Annotated in this window: 10 protein-coding genes and 1 tRNA gene; 9 read left to right on the forward strand and 2 right to left on the reverse strand. The window is 64.9% G+C overall.

Features of this window, described 5'->3' with window-relative positions:
• Window positions 1-7 precede the first annotated feature (7 nt).
• Entirely contained in the window at window positions 8-2,164 is a 2,157-nt protein-coding gene (locus LFT45_RS04860; protein ID WP_236807103.1) for an amylo-alpha-1,6-glucosidase, read from the forward strand.
• A 1,401-nt stretch (window positions 2,165-3,565) separates the two neighbouring features.
• Window positions 3,566-3,640: transfer RNA gene (locus tag LFT45_RS04865), tRNA-OTHER, on the forward strand.
• Between the two features lie 62 nt (window positions 3,641-3,702).
• Here the strand turns inward: LFT45_RS04865 and LFT45_RS04870 are convergent.
• Window positions 3,703-6,633, reverse strand: a complete 2,931-nt coding sequence (locus tag LFT45_RS04870; RefSeq protein WP_236807105.1) for an FAD-binding and (Fe-S)-binding domain-containing protein — start codon at window positions 6,631-6,633, stop codon at window positions 3,703-3,705.
• Window positions 6,634-6,862: 229 nt separating this feature from the next.
• Here LFT45_RS04870 and LFT45_RS04875 point away from each other — a divergent pair, with 229 nt between their 5' ends.
• From LFT45_RS04875 to egtD, 5 genes are all read left to right on the forward strand, one after another.
• Window positions 6,863-8,191, forward strand: coding sequence for an MFS transporter (locus LFT45_RS04875; protein ID WP_236807107.1), 1,329 nt, complete (start codon window positions 6,863-6,865; stop codon window positions 8,189-8,191).
• A 181-nt stretch (window positions 8,192-8,372) separates the two neighbouring features.
• Window positions 8,373-9,674: a glutamate-cysteine ligase family protein gene (locus tag LFT45_RS04880; RefSeq protein WP_236807109.1), complete on the forward strand. Its 1,302-nt coding sequence runs from the start codon at window positions 8,373-8,375 to the stop codon at window positions 9,672-9,674.
• The gene (gene egtB, locus LFT45_RS04885; RefSeq protein WP_236807111.1) at window positions 9,664-11,013 is read left to right on the forward strand and encodes an ergothioneine biosynthesis protein EgtB; all 1,350 of its coding nucleotides are present in this window, start codon (window positions 9,664-9,666) and stop codon (window positions 11,011-11,013) included. The genes LFT45_RS04880 and egtB overlap by 11 nt, the downstream gene beginning before the upstream one ends.
• A gap of 3 nt (window positions 11,014-11,016) precedes the next feature.
• The gene (gene egtC / locus LFT45_RS04890; RefSeq protein ID WP_236807113.1) at window positions 11,017-11,781 is read left to right on the forward strand and encodes an ergothioneine biosynthesis protein EgtC; all 765 of its coding nucleotides are present in this window, start codon (window positions 11,017-11,019) and stop codon (window positions 11,779-11,781) included.
• Window positions 11,778-12,764, forward strand: a complete 987-nt coding sequence (gene egtD, locus LFT45_RS04895; protein ID WP_236807114.1) for an L-histidine N(alpha)-methyltransferase — start codon at window positions 11,778-11,780, stop codon at window positions 12,762-12,764. Before egtC ends, egtD begins: the two co-directional genes overlap by 4 nt.
• Window positions 12,765-12,806: 42 nt before the next feature.
• Here egtD and LFT45_RS04900 read toward each other — a convergent pair whose 3' ends face one another.
• Entirely contained in the window at window positions 12,807-13,988 is a 1,182-nt protein-coding gene (locus tag LFT45_RS04900; RefSeq protein ID WP_236807116.1) for an aminotransferase class V-fold PLP-dependent enzyme, read from the reverse strand.
• Window positions 13,989-14,424: 436 nt separating this feature from the next.
• On the opposite strand from LFT45_RS04900, the gene LFT45_RS04905 reads away from it, so the two are divergent.
• Both LFT45_RS04905 and dapA read left to right on the forward strand, forming a co-directional pair.
• The gene (locus LFT45_RS04905) at window positions 14,425-15,810 is read left to right on the forward strand and encodes a protoporphyrinogen/coproporphyrinogen oxidase (RefSeq protein ID WP_236807118.1); all 1,386 of its coding nucleotides are present in this window, start codon (window positions 14,425-14,427) and stop codon (window positions 15,808-15,810) included.
• 58 nt (window positions 15,811-15,868) lie between these two features.
• Window positions 15,869-16,762, forward strand: coding sequence for a 4-hydroxy-tetrahydrodipicolinate synthase (gene dapA, locus LFT45_RS04910; RefSeq protein ID WP_236807120.1), 894 nt, complete (start codon window positions 15,869-15,871; stop codon window positions 16,760-16,762).
• Window position 16,763 lies beyond the last annotated feature (1 nt).

A 16,763-nucleotide genomic window follows, 5' to 3' on the forward strand; every position in this document is an offset into this window, starting at 1 on the left:
AGCCGGGATGGCTGGATGGAATGCTGACACTGCCGCCGGTCCCGTGGGGGTCGGCTCGGTCACCTTGGTTGAGGGCTCATCCTTTTGCATCTCATCAGCCAACGGTGACATCTCCCCGGAATACCCCCACGGGCTGTTCGTCCACGACGCCCGTGTTCTGTCCCGCTGGAACTTATCTGTCAATGGGGCGCCATTGGAACCGCTGGCGGCGAAGGCAATGGAGCCGTATCGCGGCCTGTTTGTCGGACGTGTGGCGCGCTCTGATGGGTATGCGGACAGTCCGCTAATCATTGAACGTCTACGGGAGGTAGGCGCGGGATTCCTGGAACTGATCACTGTTCGGAATTACTCGCGTGAGGCTGTCGAGTGCTTGGTTGCCCTTCAGGTCGAGGCAGACTTCGCGGATCTTTTCGAAGTGAAGGAAGCACGCATACAGCGGCGCTGGGAAGAGTCCCGTGAAACGAAAAGTGATTCACTCACCATTCGGGCGGGGTGGCAGGACATTCGGAAAGGCGTTCTGGTGTCGGCTGAGGGAGCCGACATTGACGCTGATGGTCTGATTTACCGGATCAGCGTCCCTCCGAACGGAGAGTGGAGCGCGACCGTGACCGCCGTACCCCTCGCCGACGGAGGCGGTCCCGCGGCGCCGTTTCTTCGCCCGAACGAAGGAGAAATGTCTCCTCGCGACCGGCGCCGCCAGGAGTGGGTGTCCAAAATTCCCGTACTGCACATCGGCAACCCTTCCATTGAGCGGACACTGCGGCGCAGCTATGACGACCTGGGTGCACTTCGCATTGAGGACCACGACCACCCGGAACGGGTGGTCGTGGCCGCCGGTGCCCCGTGGTTCATGACCCTTTTCGGACGCGACTCGCTTTGGGCGTCCCTCATGGCACTGCCGGTAGATCCTTCCTTGGCCTTCGGAACCATCCAGACTCTCGCCGACCGTCAAGGGGACGTTGTGGATGAGATGAGCGAAGAGGAACCGGGCAAGATCCTGCATGAAGTGAGGTTCGACGTCTCCAGCGGACTGGCGCTGGGAGGTAAATCTACTTACTTCGGCAGCGTCGATGCCACCCCGCTGTTTGTGGCTCTGTTCGGCGAGGTCAGCCGCTGGGGTTTCGCCGCAGAAACCATTTCTGCGTTGCTGCCGCACGTCGACCGGGCATTGGATTGGATCCTCAACTACGGGGACAAGGATGGCGACGGCTTCGTTGAGTACGCGAGGCTCAACGACCGCGGGCTTATTAACCAGGGCTGGAAGGACTCCTGGGATGGCATCAACTTTGCCGACGGCAGGATGGCCGAGCCACCAATTGCATTGTGCGAGGTGCAGGGCTATGTCTACAGCGCGTATTTGGCCCGCTCTTGGATAGCCTACGACGCCGGCGACATGGACCTGGCGGCCGAGTACCGGGACCTCGCGGCGCGGCTAAAGAGACAGTTCAACCAACAGTTTTGGCTGCCCGACAGGGGTTACTACGCCGTCGCCCTGGACGGCCACAAGCGGCCGGTCGATGCATGCGCTTCCAACATGGGCCAATGCCTGATGTTTGGCATTATCGACGAGGACAAAGCTCCTCTTGTTGTCGAACGGCTCATGTCCCCGGAAATGTTCAGTGGCTGGGGCGTACGAACGTTGGCGAGCGACATGGGGGCCTACAACCCTGCGAGCTACCACAACGGATCAGTTTGGCCTCATGACAATGCGATCATCGCTAACGGACTCGTGCGCTACGGGTTCGTGGAGCAGGCGCAGCGGGTTTCCACGGCCCTGTTTGAGGCGGCTGAGTACTCGGAAGGGCGGTTGCCCGAACTATTCTGCGGCTTTAGTCGGGAGCAATTCGACGAGCCCGTCCCCTATCCCACGGCATGTTCACCGCAGGCCTGGGCCGCGACCACGCCCATCCAGTTGGTGAAGAATTTGATGGGCTACTACGCCGACGTTGCCCGCGGCGGCCTCTGGTTGGATCCCGTGCTGCCTGCATCATACGGAGAGCTGCACATCACCAACGCCCCCATGGCAGACAGCCGGATCACCATTGACATCTCCGGTTCCACTGCCAAGGTGCAGGGGCTGCCCGAAGGCATGCTGTTCCACAAGGGAATCCGGCCGCGGGCTGCCGACCTGGCCCAAAGGGCCAAGATCCCTGACGAGGCCTAGAAAGCGTCAGGAACCTCCGGGAGGATCACTACGGGATCTCCTCCGAGGAACATCCGCGCGGAGACTGCCCATTGAGCCAGACCCACACGATCAAGCCATCAGGCGTCAGGTCATCTATGACACCTGCTCCGAGAGCCCGGCCTGGTTCCCGGACTTCCACTTCCTGCCCCGGTTGTAGGCTCTCCCACGCAGCCCACGGTTCAGCAGCATGATCGTTCGTATCCATGCACCAATACGACCAGAGAGGCATGGACGCCGCCGGTTCCTCGCGTGATGGCGGCGTATCCAGACCTGCGTCCGGAGACTGTACGGGCCCTTGTTGTTCATTCGGCAGAGTGGACTCCTGAGATGCTGGCTGAGATGGATGGCGCCAGAACGAAAACAGAAAACGTAAGCAGACTGCGCCGATATGGCATGGGCGTACCGAGTGGCGAAAGAGCCCTTCGCAGCGCTGCGACGCTCTTACTCTGATCTCCGAGGCGCAAATCCGGCCCTATGAACGGGGGGGGGGCTCCTCCAACTCCGGAAAGGCCCGAGAGATGAATCTTCATGCCCTTCCATGGCCCAAAGCCGAACTGGAGGACCTGGGAGAAGTAGAAGTGAAGCTGCGGGTCACCCTCTTATTACATCGAGCCAAATCCATCCAGCAGAGGATGTTCAGGACGATATGTTTACCCTTCTCACGGACTCCGATTCGCAGTTCGGCGGCCCACCGAGAGCATTCAAGACTTTCGAAAACGCATTAATACCCGAGCCCGAACCGAAGGTGAAGCGCGACTTCAAGTCAGCAGTGACTCGGAGCAACGGTGGCTGTTCGCAACGAATCAACAACAGGCGCCAGGGTCGCTGCATACGGACATCTGGACGCGCCCAGCAGTCGAACTCGCCAATAAGGAGGCAATCGCCGTCTATCCAGTCGCCGGATCGTGGAAGGACAGGGGCGCCTTCGATCAGAGTGAACGCGGAGTCGATACTCTCTGGTAGTGAGTATCGAATCACCAAATATTGAAATCGACCTCTGGACTCCTGTCGCCCAAAAGATTGCTCCCGAGATCGTCATAGGCACGTGATCACGAGCGGAAGCGACAATGCGTGCACTTTGGCGTGCGGTGCAGGCTTAGTCGGGTTCGACTAAAGCTGGGCGCTCTTGCTGTTGAGGGAGTCTGCCTACATCACGCGCTCTCGGACACGTCTCGCCGTGAAGGAGCACGTGGAGTTTCTCTGAATTCGACTCACCAGCGGAGGAGGCATCTTTGTTGGACGCGGTGGCGGACGCAGGGGGCAGGGGGAAGCCACAAGCAATTGCAACCAACTCACCCTTTACTCGCCCCAATCAGCAATAAAGGACAACTATTCATTGTTTACCGTTGCCCTCAAAACCGCTAGATTCGGCGTTTGAGAGCCCCAGTTCCGGGCGGCGATTAGCGCCGAAAAATAAAGCGGGGGTCGTCGGTTCGAATCCGACAGGGGGCTCCATTTTTCCTTTGACCTCAGATCGGCCCGGGCCTGCTCCGTTCTGCCGACAGCCATCCAAGCCGTCAATTGTCCCTACTTGCGCTGCCTTTCCGAGCATCAGCGGCTTGGGGGTCGAGGAGTTCGGCGAGGTGCAGGCTCTTGCGTTCCGGGTCCAGCTGCTTGATTTGCATGGCGCAGCTGAAGCCGTCGGCGAGGACCGGTGTGTCTGCCGCCGTTTTGGTAAGGGCGGGTGCGAGGGCCTGTTCGGCGACCTTCATGGAGATGTCGTAATGGTTGGCCTCGAACCCGAAGTTACCTGCGACGCCGCAGCAGCCGGTTGCTTCCTTGACATCGGCCACGCCCAGGGCCGCCAGTGCCTTGCGCTGCACGGTGGCGCCGAAGGTTGAGTATTCGTGGCAGTGCGTCTGGACAGTCACGGCCTGGGGGACGGCGGGCGGCTGCCACCCGCCGTCGACCCAGCCCTTGACGGCCTCGGCGAAGCTTTGGATGCGGTGCGAGACCCGCTTGGCGGCGTCGGTGCCAAGCAATTCGGGGGCGTCCTTTTTCAGCGCGGCGGCGCAGCTGGGTTCGATGACGACGATCGGCGCATCGGTGCCGTCGTCGAGCTTTGCCACGGCCTTGGCCATCATCTTCTTGGCGATGCCCAACTGGCCGGTGGAGATCCAGGTCAGGCCGCAGCAGGCATCGGCTTCGCAGCCGACCTGCCTTCCGGTGCCTTCGATGACGCGGGCGGCTGCCCCCGCCACCTCCGGCCGGAAGCCCTTGGTGAACGAGTCGACGAAGAGGACCGTGTCGGCCGTCCCGTTGTTCGTGCCGAACGGTTCGAGGGCGTCGCGGAGCATCTTGTGGGACGCGAACCGCGGCATGGAACGCTTGGTGGTGAGGCCTCCCGCGGAGGCAACAACCTTACCGAGCGGGCTACCCATGACGGCGTTCACGAGCGGGCTGATGAGCGTGGTGATTTTCAGCCAGCGCGGCAGCCAGCCGAGGGAGAAGTGCGACACGGGCCGCATCTTGCCCTTGTAGTAGTGCGAGAAGAACTCGGACTTGTAGGTGGCCATGTCCACCCCGGCGGGGCAGTCATTCGAGCACGCCTTGCAGGCCAGGCACAGGTCCAGGACCTCGCGGACGTCCTCGGATTTCCAGCCGTCGTCGATGCTGCGGGCACCCCGGACCATGTCCTGCAGGACGCGGGAGCGGCCGCGGGTGGAGTCCTTTTCGTCCCCTGTCGCCCGGTAGCTGGGGCACATGACGCCTCCGGCGTCGGAGCGGCACCGGCCGACGCCGATGCACGCCTGAACTGCGTGCACCCACTTGTCGGCTCCGGCGGCTGCTGCCTTGACGGGGCGGAGTTCGAAGTGGGTTCGCCACTCGCGCTCCGGGATGCCGTCCAGTGCAAGGTTGGAGTCGATCGGGTCCGCGTCGGTGATGGATCCGGGGTTGAGGATCCCGGCCGGGTCCCACAGGCTGCGATAGGTTTCGAACGCGGCGATCATCGCGGGGGAGTACATCACGGGAAGAAACTCTGACCGGGCACGGCCGTCGCCGTGTTCACCGGAAAGGGAGCCGCCGTGGCGTACCACGAGTTCGGCGGCAGCCTGGGTGAACTTTCGGAACACGCTGCGGCCTTGCTCGCTGCGCAGGTTGTAGGTGATCCGGATGTGCATGCACCCGGCGCCGAAGTGCCCGTACATGATCCCGGTCAGGCCGCAGTCCGCCAGGAGGTCCCGGAAGCCGGCCAGGTAGGCGGCCAGGTTCTGCGGGGCGACGGCGGAGTCCTCCCACCCTGGCTGGGATTCCCCGCCGCTGGCGGGCCGGGAGGACAGGCCGGCGCCGTCTTCGCGGACCCGCCAGAGAGTGGCGCGTTCGGTGGTGTCGGGGACGGCGCGGCCGTCGACGAGGCGGCCGTTGGCGGCCAGCCGCTCCAGCAGCCGGCTGGCTTCCTGTGCGACATCGTGGGGGTTGTCCCCGTCCAGGTCGACGTAGAGGTAGGCCTTGCCTTCGGGAAGGCCGAGGACGGAGTCGGAGCCGCGGCGCAGCCGCATGGTGTCGACGATGGCTTCATCGACGCCTTCGACGGCTGCCGGGGAGAATTCGAGGATCGTCTCGATGTCTTTGGCGGCATCCACGACGTCGGCGTAGCCCAGGCACACGAGGAGCGCGCTGGGGGCTTTGGGGACCAGTTTCATGCGGGCCCGGACCACTACGGCGCAGGTGCCTTCGGTGCCGACGAGTGCCCGGGCGACGTTGAATCCGTGTTCGGGCAGGAGGTTGGCCAGGGGGTAGCCCGAGACCTGGCGCTGGATGCGGCCAAGCTCGACGCGGAACGCCGCGAGGTTGTCCTGGGCCAGCTGCTTGAGGTCTTCAGCGAGCTGGAAGGCGACCGAGACGGAATAGGCATCGGCCGGATACGTTGCCCGCAGTCCCGTGGCAGTGGCGGTGAGCCGGGCGCCGCCGGACGTGACGACGTCGAGCTCCACCACATGGTCCGAGGTCCGGCCGTAGCGGACCGAGTGATTGCCGCACGCGTCGTTACCAATGGAACCGCCAACGGTGGCGCGGTTCTTCGACGACGGGTCAGGGGCGAACGTCAGACTCCCGCCCGTCGCCTTCTCAGCCTCCTGGGTAAGGGTGGCCAGTACGACGCCGGGTTCAACGTCCGCTGTTCCGGCTCGTTCGTCGATGCTGATGATCCGGTTCATGTGCCGCGAGAAGTCCAGCACGAGGCCCGGACCGATGGCGTTCCCGGCCATCGACGTCCCCCCGCCCCGGCTGACCAGCGGCGTTCCGGTTTCCCGGCACGCCGCCACGACGGCGACGACGTCTTCAACACTGCCCGGGAAAACGACAGCAAGCGGCGGCACACGGTAGTTGGACGCGTCGTAGGAGTACTCTGCCAACCGGCGGCCCGAGACGTCAACGGGCACGCCCGCGGCCTTGAGCCGAGCCAGGATCGGTGCACGTTCCGGGGCGGCGTGAATATCGTGGGTCATGACCTACCTTAACCTCCAGCGTGCAGCAGATGCCGCGGCCGGGCTATCGGTAAGTCAGGTAAAGCTATTGCATTAATCATACAATGATGTATTTTTAGTGTGCGACCCGGGGCACGTTCAGCTTCCCGGCCGTAGCGCCCCCCACGGCGACCCGGACGGCGCAACTGCCGCCATCAGACCAAAACCACTCTTTCCTCCCCAACCTGCAGGAGTGACGACGATGTCATCCATGAAGAATCCAACAGCCCAACGGGGCCCGGCCTCAGTAGCAAGCAAACGACGCTTCCTCATCAGGATGGTCACGGTCCTGATTGGCGGGATGTTCCTCGACGGCTACGTCCTGGGCATCATCGGACCGGTGAGCGGGACGATGGCCAAGGACCTGCAGCTCACGGTGGTGTGGCAGGGACTTATTGCCGCCGCCGCCCTGATCGGCATCCTTATCGGTTCGCCTTTGGGCGGCTGGGTGTCCGACAGGTGGGGCCGCAAGCCGATCTTCATGTTCGACATCGGCCTGTTCGCGGTTGCATCGGGGATGCAGTTCTTCATCGACTCGCCGGCTTGGCTGCTGGTGGTGCGGCTGCTGATGGGCATCGCGATCGGCACCGAGTACGCTGTCGGCTGGCCCCTGATGGCCGAGTTCTCGCCCACGCACCTGCGGGGCCGGCTGATGGGTGCCATGGGCATCGCCTGGTATGCCGGGTTCATGATCGCGTTCCTGATCGGCCATCTGTTGAACGAGTACACGGATCTCAGCTGGCACTTCATCCTGGGAACGAGCACCTTCATTGCGGTGGCCCTGTTCCTGGCCCGGCTCGGCATGCCGGAGTCGCCGCGCTGGCTCTGGAGCGTTGGCCGCAAGGATGAAGCCCGTGCGCTCGCCTACAAGTACATGCCGGAGGACGCGCTTGACGACGTCCAGCACGAGGACGTCCGCAAGGGCAGCTTTAGGATGCTGTTCTCCAGGGAATACTGGCGCTCGACGCTCTTCATCTCCGGGTTCTGGTTCTGTGCCGTAACTCCGTACTTTGCGATCGCCACCTTCGCCGACAGCGTCCTGGACCAGTATGGCCTCGCCGGGGGCCTCGCCGGCGGCGTCGGGCTCTCCGCCGTCGCCCTGGCCGGGGTGGTCATCACGTTCCTGCTGATCGACAAGGCCGGACGCCGGGTCCTGACCGTTCCAACCCAGTGGCTGTGCGCCGTCGTCCTCGCGGTCATCGGCCTGTGGGCCGGAGCGCCGGCACCCGTCGTGCTCGTCCTGTTCCTGGTCTTCTCGTTCTTCAATGCCGGCTACAACACGTTGACGAACGTCTACCCGGGAGAAGTTCTCCCGACCGAGATCAGGGGGATCGGGACGGGTTTCGCCGCCGCTGTCAGCCGGATCGGGGCCGGCATCGGAACGTTCCTGATGCCGCTGTCGATGGAGAACCTCGGGCCCGGTCCCACCATGCTGATCGCCGCCTTCGTGGCCCTGGCCGGAGCCGCGCTGTCCCAGTGGCTCGCCCCGGAGACCAAGGGCAAATCGCTCACCGAAGCAGCCGCCGGGTACGCACACTAACGACGGCGGTACCCCTGAGGCGCCACCCGCCGTCGTTCTGATGGGGTCAGCCGACATGCCGTGGGCGGGCATTCATCTACTTCGCCGTAGCACTTTTGCGCGCGCGCATAAACCGTTGACAAGGCCGGAAGGGGGCTGTTTAGCTTGCCGCCAGAAGACACCGACGTCGAAGGAGTGACACGTGACCTCCGCTTTGCAGGCCGGGCGCGACATCCGCCCCCTTTCCGAGTCCGACGCCGAAGTGTATGTGGCCTCCGTGTGCTTCAAGACCGGACCGCCGGGTGCTGCCGGGGTGGAGGTCGAACGGCTGGTCCACGACCTCGTTGATCCACAGGCCCCGGTTACGGTTGCGCGTGTGCGCCAGGCCATGGCGCCCTTGGCGGGGGCGCTGCCCGGCGGGGGAACGATCACCTTCGAACCCGGCGGCCAGCTGGAGGTGAGCTCCGGCTGCGCCCCCGGCCTTCCCGCCCTCATCGCCGCGACGCGGAAAGACCTTGCAGCCGTTGAGACCCGTCTTTCGGACGCTGGCCTGTTCTGCGGTCCGGTCGCTTTGGATGCTGGACGCCCGGCGGTGCGGTCACTGGAGCATCCGCGCTACGCCTCCATGGAGCGGCACTTCGACGGCTTCGGTCCCGCCGGACGAACGATGATGTGCTCCACCGCTTCACTTCAGATTTCACTGGAAGCCGGATTCGACAGCCCCGGATCCACCGGCGCGGCGCAACGTTGGGCACGTTTACATCATCTCCTCCCCGTCCTCATCGCCATGTTTGCCAACTCGCCCTTCCTGCACGGCGTCCCCAACGGATGGCACAGCAACCGTCAGCGCACCTGGCTGGGCATTGACCCGACCCGGACCGCCGCCGTCACCGCCGTCCCCGGTTCGGAGGATCCCCGATCCGCGTGGGCGCGCTACGCGCTCGACGCGCTGGTCCTCTGCATCCCGTCACAGGGGCGTTGCTGGGATCCGCCGCCGGGGCTGACGATGCGGGACTGGTTGCGCGGGAGCGGGCCCAGGCCCGCAAAACTGAGCGATCTGCAATACCACCTCACAACCCTTTTTCCGCCCGTCCGTCCACGTGGGTTCATGGAACTCCGGGTGATCGATGCACAGGCCGGCGATGACTGGGAGCCCGTCACGGCGATAGTCACCGCGCTCATGGACGACGAACACGCTGCCGACCTCGCCGCAGACGCCTGCACACCGCTTGCTTCGCTGCATGACCCGATGAGAACCGCCGCCCGCGAGGGGCTGTCGAATTCTGCTCTCGCCGTGGCCGCCCGGTTGTGCGCCGAGGCGGCGCTCAACGCGCTGCCGCGCCTGGGGGCGGACGCCACCACCCGGAGCCGGACCGAAGACTTCATCGAGCGCAATACGGCGCTGGGCCGGAGCCCAGCCCAGGAGCGGCTGGACCTGTGGCACAGAACCGGCAGCTGGTTTGCCGAAGCGGAACCGAGGGAGGCTTACGTTGATGCCAGATGACCTTCCCGGGGCCCCTGCCGACCCCGAAACCCTCAGGACGTTCATCGCCGAAGGGCTGGAACGTGCCCGGAACCGCACCCATGCCCTGACCGACTGCGACGACGAAGATCTGCTCAGGCAGCACTCGCCGCTGATGTCACCGCTGGTGTGGGACCTGGCGCATGTAGGAAGCCAGGAGGAGATCTGGCTGGTACGCGATGTGGGGAAGATGGAACCGCTGCGGTGCGATATCGACCAGATGTACGACGCGTTCCAGCACTCCCGCAGCAGCCGGCCCTCGCTGCCGCTGCTTTCACCGGCGGAGTCCCGCAGGTACATCGCCCAGGTCCGGGACAAGGCGCTCGACATCCTGGAGCGGACGCCGTTGGAGGGCGCACCTCTTGTGCACCGGGGCTTCGCATTCGGAATGATCATCCAGCACGAGCAGCAGCACGACGAAACGATGCTCGCCACGCACCAGCTCCGGACCGGCGCGCCGGTCCTCCACGGCCAGCCCTTGGAGGCCGGCATCCGGCCCTCGGACCTGCAGGTTTTGCCCAAGGAGGTGCTGGTCCCTGCGGGGGAGTACACCATGGGGACGTCGGTAGAACCGTGGGCGCTGGATAACGAACGTCCGGCCCATACCGTGAATGTGCCCGGCTACTGGATTGATACCGTCCCTGTGACCAATGGCGCTTACCGGCACTTCATTGCGGACGGTGGCTACCGGAACTCCTGCTGGTGGAGCCAGGACGGCTGGAAGCACTGCATTGAAGCCGGGTTGGTGGCTCCCAAGTACTGGGAACGCGACGGCGACGGGTGGTGCAGGACCAGGTTCGGCGTCGTGGAACGCGTTCCGGACGATGAGCCGGTGCAGCACGTGAGCTGGTTCGAAGCCGACGCGTACGCGCGCTGGGCCGGGCGCCGGCTCCCGACCGAAGCAGAATGGGAAAAAGCGGCGCGCTATGATCCCCGGTCAGGGCGGTCCCGGCGCTACCCCTGGGGTGACGACGATCCTGCACCCCATCACGCCAACCTTGGCGGGGCGGCGCTCCGGCCGGCCCCGGCCGGGTCCTTTCCCGCGGGAGCCTCGCCGCTGGGGGTGCGGCAGCTCATTGGTGACGTCTGGGAATGGGTGTCCAGCGACTTCCGCCCGTATCCGGGATTCACCGCGTTCCCGTATCCGGAATACAGCGAGGTGTTCTTCGGGTCCGACTATAAGGTGCTGCGGGGCGGGTCCTGGGCCGTGGATCCTGCCGCCTGCAGGGGCACCTTCCGGAACTGGGACTACCCGATCCGCCGGCAGATCTTTACCGGATTCCGCACGGCGCGCGACGCGTCACCGGCGGAGGACCAGTAGCCCATGTGCCGTCATCTCGCCTACATCGGGGAACCGATGCCGCTGGCCGAACTCCTGCTCGTCCCAAGCCATGGGCTCTTGGCGCAGTCGTGGGCACCGCGCCGCCAGCGGTACGGGACTATCAACGCCGACGGTTTTGGCGTCGGCTGGTACGCCCCGGGCGATCCCGTGCCCGCCCGCTACCGCCGTTCCGTCCCGATCTGGGCGGACAGGTCCTTTGCCGACGTCGCCCGGGTCACCTCCAGCGGGGCGGTACTGGCAGCCGTCAGGTCAGCAACACCGGGGATGACCCCGGATGAGTCAGCGGCTGCACCGTATGCGCACGGACCCTGGCTCTTCAGCCACAACGGCCGGGTGGAGGACTGGCCGCATGCGCTGGAAGAACTGGCCGCTTCGCTCCCGCCCTCACGGCTGCTGGCCCTTGAGGCGCAGGTCGATTCAGCGTTCCTGTGGGCCCTTGTTCTGGAGCGGCTCGCCGCGGGCGCCGCCGCGGGTGAGGCACTGATCCAGGTGGTGAACACTGTCTCCTCGGTCGCCGGCGGCAGGTTCAACTTTCTGCTCACCGACGGCACCGCCATCGCGGCTACAGCCGCCGGCGACAGTCTCTTTTGGCGGACCGGCCCCGGAGGCGTGGTCGTCGCCAGCGAGCCTTCCGATGAAGGCCCAGGGTGGCAGGAGGTCCCGGACAATTCCCTCCTGACCGCCGCCCGCGGCCACATCGACGTTCGTCCCATTCCGACTCTCACAAAGGAACACGCAGCCACATGAGCCTCGACGCCGACCGCAGCGACATCGTCCACCACCTGCCCCCGGACCACCTGGAGCGAACCCTGCGCGCCGATGTGTGTGCCGGGCTGGGCTCGTCTCCCAAGACGCTGCCGCCCAAGTGGTTCTATGACAAACTCGGCAGCGCATTGTTCGAGCGCATCACGGACCTGCCGGAGTACTATCCGACACGGGCTGAACGTGAAGTGCTGGAGCTCTTCGCCGCCGAGATGGCGGCCGCGAGCCCGGCGGAAACGCTGATCGAACTCGGCTCCGGATCGTCCAGGAAAACCCCGCTGCTGCTGGATGCCCTGCGGAAGGCGGGACCTCTTCGCCGCTACGTCGCGGTGGACGTCAGCGACAGTGCACTGCTGGATGCGCGCAACGAGCTGGCGCCCGCCTTCCCCGACCTTCGGCTGGAGGCAGTGGCAGCGGACTTCGAAACCCAGTTGCACGTGCTCCCGCAGGATGGGCGCCGGATGGTGGCGTTTCTGGGGGGCACCATCGGCAATTTTGAGCCGGCGGCCAGGGCGCGCTTTCTCGTGGGGATCCGCGAGCTGCTCGGCGAAGAGGGCGGTTCGCTGCTTCTTGGTACGGATCTGGTGAAGTCTCCGCACATCCTTGTTCCGGCATATGCCGACGCCGAGGGGGTCACCGCCGAGTTCAACCGGAACGTGCTCCGCGTCCTCAATGCCCAGCTGGGTGCCGATTTCGAGGTGATGGCGTTTGATCATGTCGCCGTCTGGATGCCCGAGGAAGAATGGATTGAAATGCGGCTGCGGGCGACGAAACCGATGCTCGTGCGTTTGCCGGGTGTGGGCCTGGATGTCAGGTTCGACGAAGGCGAGGAACTTCGCACCGAGATTTCCGCGAAGTTCCGGCTCGAAGGAGTCGCCACCGAGCTCGAAGCAGCCGGTTTTTGCATCGCAGGGCAATGGACCGACAGCCAGAACCGCTATGCCATGACGCTCGCGGAAGCCGTCTAGGCTGTCCTGCTGCGCCCACACAATGCGGCGGAACAGGCCCGCTCACCGAAGGACGTCAACCAGCCGCAGGACCTCGTCTTCGGTGTTGTAGTAGTGCACTGATGCGCGCACCACCGTTTCCGGCACGTACCGGCTCCTGGTAAGGATGGATTGGACCTCGCCTGAGGGCCGCGGAGCCACCGAGACATTGATCCGGTGGTCCGCCAACCGTGCCCTGATGTTTCCCGCCTCCCTTCGCTTCACGGAGAATGTCACGATGCCGCAGCGGGTGATGCCGTGGTCGTGGACAGTAACCGCCGGAACCGCCGCCAGCTTTGTCCGCAGTTGCTCCGCCAGCGAGCCCACGCGCTGCTGCACAGCGTCCAGGCCCAGGTCCAGGGCATAATCAACGGCCCGGCCCAGGCCCAGCCTTCCGGCGATGCTGGCCTCCCAGCTCTCAAAACGCCGGGCATCGCCGCGAACTTCAAGCCCCTCGGCCCCGGAGGAATAGGCAGACAGCCCGTCCAGGGCGAGCGGGTCAAACCTGCCCAGAACCGAGGCACGCACATAGAGGAAAGCCGTGCCACGCGGTCCCCGGAGGAACTTCCGCCCTGTTCCAGCCAATACATCACAGCCCAGAGACTCCACGTCCAGCGGCATCTGGCCCACCGACTGGCAGGCGTCGAGCACAAACAACACCCCGGCAGCACGGCAGCGCCTGCCCACCTCCGCTGCCGGATTGACCAGGCCGTCCGCCATGGGCACATGCGTCAAAGCGACCATGGCCACGTTTCCGCGCTCCAGCTCCCGCTGAAGATGTTCCACATCGACCTGCCCGTAAGGGTCGTCGTCGAGAACCACAATCTGCAGGTCACGTCGGCGCGCGAGTTGCCGCAACGCGATGACGTTCCCCGCATACTCCGAGCGGCCTATCAGGAGCCGTGAGGCGGCGACAAAGGGAAAGCTGTGCATCGCCACAGCCCACGCCCGGCTGCCGCTTTCGGCAAGGGCGATCTCGTCCGGCCGTGCCCCGATTAGCCGCGCTACAGAGGAATAGACATCTTGCAGCCGGCCGGCCACCTCCTCCGCCGCTTCATAGCCGCCGATTTCCTCCTCACGGCGCAAATGCGCCACCACGGTCTCCGCCACGGGGCGGGGGACGAGCGAGCTTCCCGCATTGTTCAGGTGGGCCACGTTCAGAACCCCACGGGTCTGCTCGCGCACCGCGCGCACATCAATTGCCATGAGTCACATCCTGCCGCAAACGGGTAAGGCGATCGAGGGGGCTCTTCCACGCCTCCGGGCCGAAACGTAAGGAGTTTTTGTCCGCGTATCGCGACTTACGAAGGGGTTAGGGGCCATTATCTGGACAAAAACTCGGGAGAGATGAGGAAAGTACGACGCCGGCCGGTCACCTTGTGAGGCGACCGGCCGGGGTCGTTGTGGTGAGGTCAGGCCGATCTGCCGCGGTGGCGCTGCCCCCGTCCGGTCCTCCGTAGCACTTTCGCGCATCAGCAAAAAGCTATTGCATTAATCATACAATGATGTATCTTTAAATTGTGACAAGGGGCACACCCCGCTCCTGGAACGCATTACCCCCATACTTTCCCCGCCGCCGGACGCCTTTCCGAAGTTGGCCCGCCCGGCACCCCGGATTTCCTGAGTAAGAAAGTTCAAAATCATGAAAGATGTAGTGATCGTCGGCGCTGGACTCGCCGGCCTGTCAGCAGCATGGCGGCTGCGGCACTGGGACACCGTTGTTCTGGAGTCCGAAAACCGCGTCGGCGGACGGATCCGCTCGGAGCGCCGGGGTGCCTACTGGCTGAACTGGGGCGGTCACGTCTTCGCCGGCCCAGGATCCTCCACCGATTCCCTGCTCAACGAGGTCGGCGTGACTTCGGTCAACATTCCGGGCTCCCTGCAGGCCCTGTCGATGAACGGAAAGTTCATCCGCAAGGGGCACATCGCCACGTACCCCTTCCGCATCCCGATGTCCCTGTCGTCCCGCATCGACACGCTGAAGGCCGGCATGAAGGTTGTCAGCGGCGTGGCCAAGTACACGGGCGTTGTCCGGAAGCGTGCGGGGGAGTCCGGTGCGATGCGGCAGCAGCGCATCTACGACTTCGAGAACAGCAGCTCGTTCCAGGACTTCATCGGAGACCTGTCAGAGGACGCGGCCGCGCTGTTCAAGACCACTGTCACCCGCTCGGCCGGTGACATGAACGACATCTCCGCCGGCGCCGGCATTGGATACTTCAGCCTGGTGCTGGGTATCGGCCAGGGCCTCAGCCAGGGCATCGTCGGTGGCCCGTCCACCCTGACCGAATCGGTAGCAGCCTCCCTCGGTGACCGCATCCAGCTCGGTGCCGCCGTTCAGGAGGTCGTGCACAAGAAGGAATCCGTCGTCGTCCGCTACACCCAGGGCGGTGTGGACCACGAAGTTGAGGCCCGCACCGTTGTTCTCGCGACCACCGCTGACGTGACCCACCGGGTGGGCGTGGACCTTCCGGAGGACCTGCGCGGTGCGCTCGGCCAGATCAAGTACGGCCCGCACGTCAGCACTGCGTTCCTGACCAACGAGACCTCGGCCCGGCCGTGGGACGACATCTACGCCATCGCGGCGCCGAAGCGCTCGTTCGCGATCGCGCTGAACCAGGCAAGCATCGTCCGCGGTACCGAGTCTGTGCGGAAGCCCGGCGGCAGCTTCATGACCTTCTCGCCGGCCAGCCTCGGGAAGGCCTTGCTGGACAAGAGCGACGAGGAAGTCATCAGGACCCACCTCACCGACCTCGACCAGGTCCTCGGCCACGGTTTCGCCGACAGCGTCGTCGAGGCCAAGACGGACCGCTGGAAGGTAGCGTCCCCCTACTGCTTCCCCGGCAGGGCCAAGCTCCAGTCCACGCTCATGCGGGGCACCGACCGCGTGTTCCTGGCGGGCGACTACCTCGGAACTCTTTACACCGAAAGCTCCATCACCACCGGGTTCTCGGCAGCGCAGGAGGCCGCAAGCCTGCTGGCCACCCACCGCCAGGCGCCACCGCATTCCGGCCTCTCGATCGTCGCCTGAACCTAAACATCGTTTTCCACCTGTACACAAACCACGTACTTAAGAAGAGGAATCATTCATGTCCAACGAACTCCGCGGTGTCCTGACCGCCCTGTCCACCCCCTTCAAGCAGGACGGCGCCCTCGACGTCGACACCCTGCGGCTCATCGTTGACCGCTCCATCGACGCCGGTGTCGACGGCGTCGTCGCCGCCGGATCGACCGGCGAGGTCGGTGCCCTGTCCTCCGAGGAGCGGCTGCTCCTCATCAACACCGTCATCGAACAGGCGAACGGCCGCGTGCCCGTCATCGCCAACACCGGCGCCACCTCCACCGCCGAGGCCGTCCGGCTGTCGCAGGCGGCCGAAAAGGCCGGTGCCGACGTGCTCATGCTCATCACGCCGTACTACGAGCCGCTGTCCCTGGAGGAGACGGTCACGTACATCAAGGACGTCGCCCGGTCCGTCAGCATTCCCGTGATGCTTTACAACATCCCGGCCGTCACCGGCGTCAACCTGGACCCGGCCACGGTCCGTGCGCTGGCCGAAGAAGTAGACAACATCAAGTACATCAAGGACTCCAGCGCGAACTGGGAACAGGCGCTGCAGCTGATCCACCACCACTCCGATGTCATTGGTACCTTCATCGGCTGGGACGTCTACCTCTACAGCGCACTTGCTGAGGGCGCAGCGGGCGTGATGGCCGGAACGGCCAACGTTGTCCCCAACGAAATCGTCGCCGTCAGCCGCCTCATCGCCGAAGGCGACCTCACCGGCGCCCTCGAACTGTGGAAGCAGCTGTACCCGGTCATCGACGCCCTCCTCTCCGTCCCGTTCATCCCGGCCGTCAAGGCCGGCCTCACCCTGCAGGGCCTTCCGGCCGGCTCGCCCCGGCGCCCCACTGCAGACCTCACCGCCGAGGACCTCGCCCGCGTCGAGCAGGCCCTCTCCGCCCTCAACGTAAAGGTGGGATAGT

Origin of the sequence: Arthrobacter sp. FW305-BF8 (genome assembly GCF_021789315.1) — a bacterium.
Classification (GTDB): Bacteria; Actinomycetota; Actinomycetes; order Actinomycetales; family Micrococcaceae; genus Arthrobacter.

What these genes read in the sequence shown, in the direction of transcription:
- LFT45_RS04860 (WP_236807103.1), top strand. Translation starts at nt 8, where the DNA reads ATGGCTGGATGGAATGCTGACACTGCCGCCGGTCCCGTGGGGGTCGGC.
- LFT45_RS04905 (WP_236807118.1), top strand. Translation starts at nt 14,425, where the DNA reads ATGAAAGATGTAGTGATCGTCGGCGCTGGACTCGCCGGCCTGTCAGCA.
- LFT45_RS04870 (WP_236807105.1), bottom strand. Translation starts at nt 6,633, where the DNA reads ATGACCCACGATATTCACGCCGCCCCGGAACGTGCACCGATCCTGGCT.
- egtC (WP_236807113.1), top strand. Translation starts at nt 11,017, where the DNA reads ATGTGCCGTCATCTCGCCTACATCGGGGAACCGATGCCGCTGGCCGAA.
- LFT45_RS04875 (WP_236807107.1), top strand. Translation starts at nt 6,863, where the DNA reads ATGAAGAATCCAACAGCCCAACGGGGCCCGGCCTCAGTAGCAAGCAAA.
- egtB (WP_236807111.1), top strand. Translation starts at nt 9,664, where the DNA reads ATGCCAGATGACCTTCCCGGGGCCCCTGCCGACCCCGAAACCCTCAGG.
- egtD (WP_236807114.1), top strand. Translation starts at nt 11,778, where the DNA reads ATGAGCCTCGACGCCGACCGCAGCGACATCGTCCACCACCTGCCCCCG.
- LFT45_RS04900 (WP_236807116.1), bottom strand. Translation starts at nt 13,988, where the DNA reads ATGGCAATTGATGTGCGCGCGGTGCGCGAGCAGACCCGTGGGGTTCTG.
- dapA (WP_236807120.1), top strand. Translation starts at nt 15,869, where the DNA reads ATGTCCAACGAACTCCGCGGTGTCCTGACCGCCCTGTCCACCCCCTTC.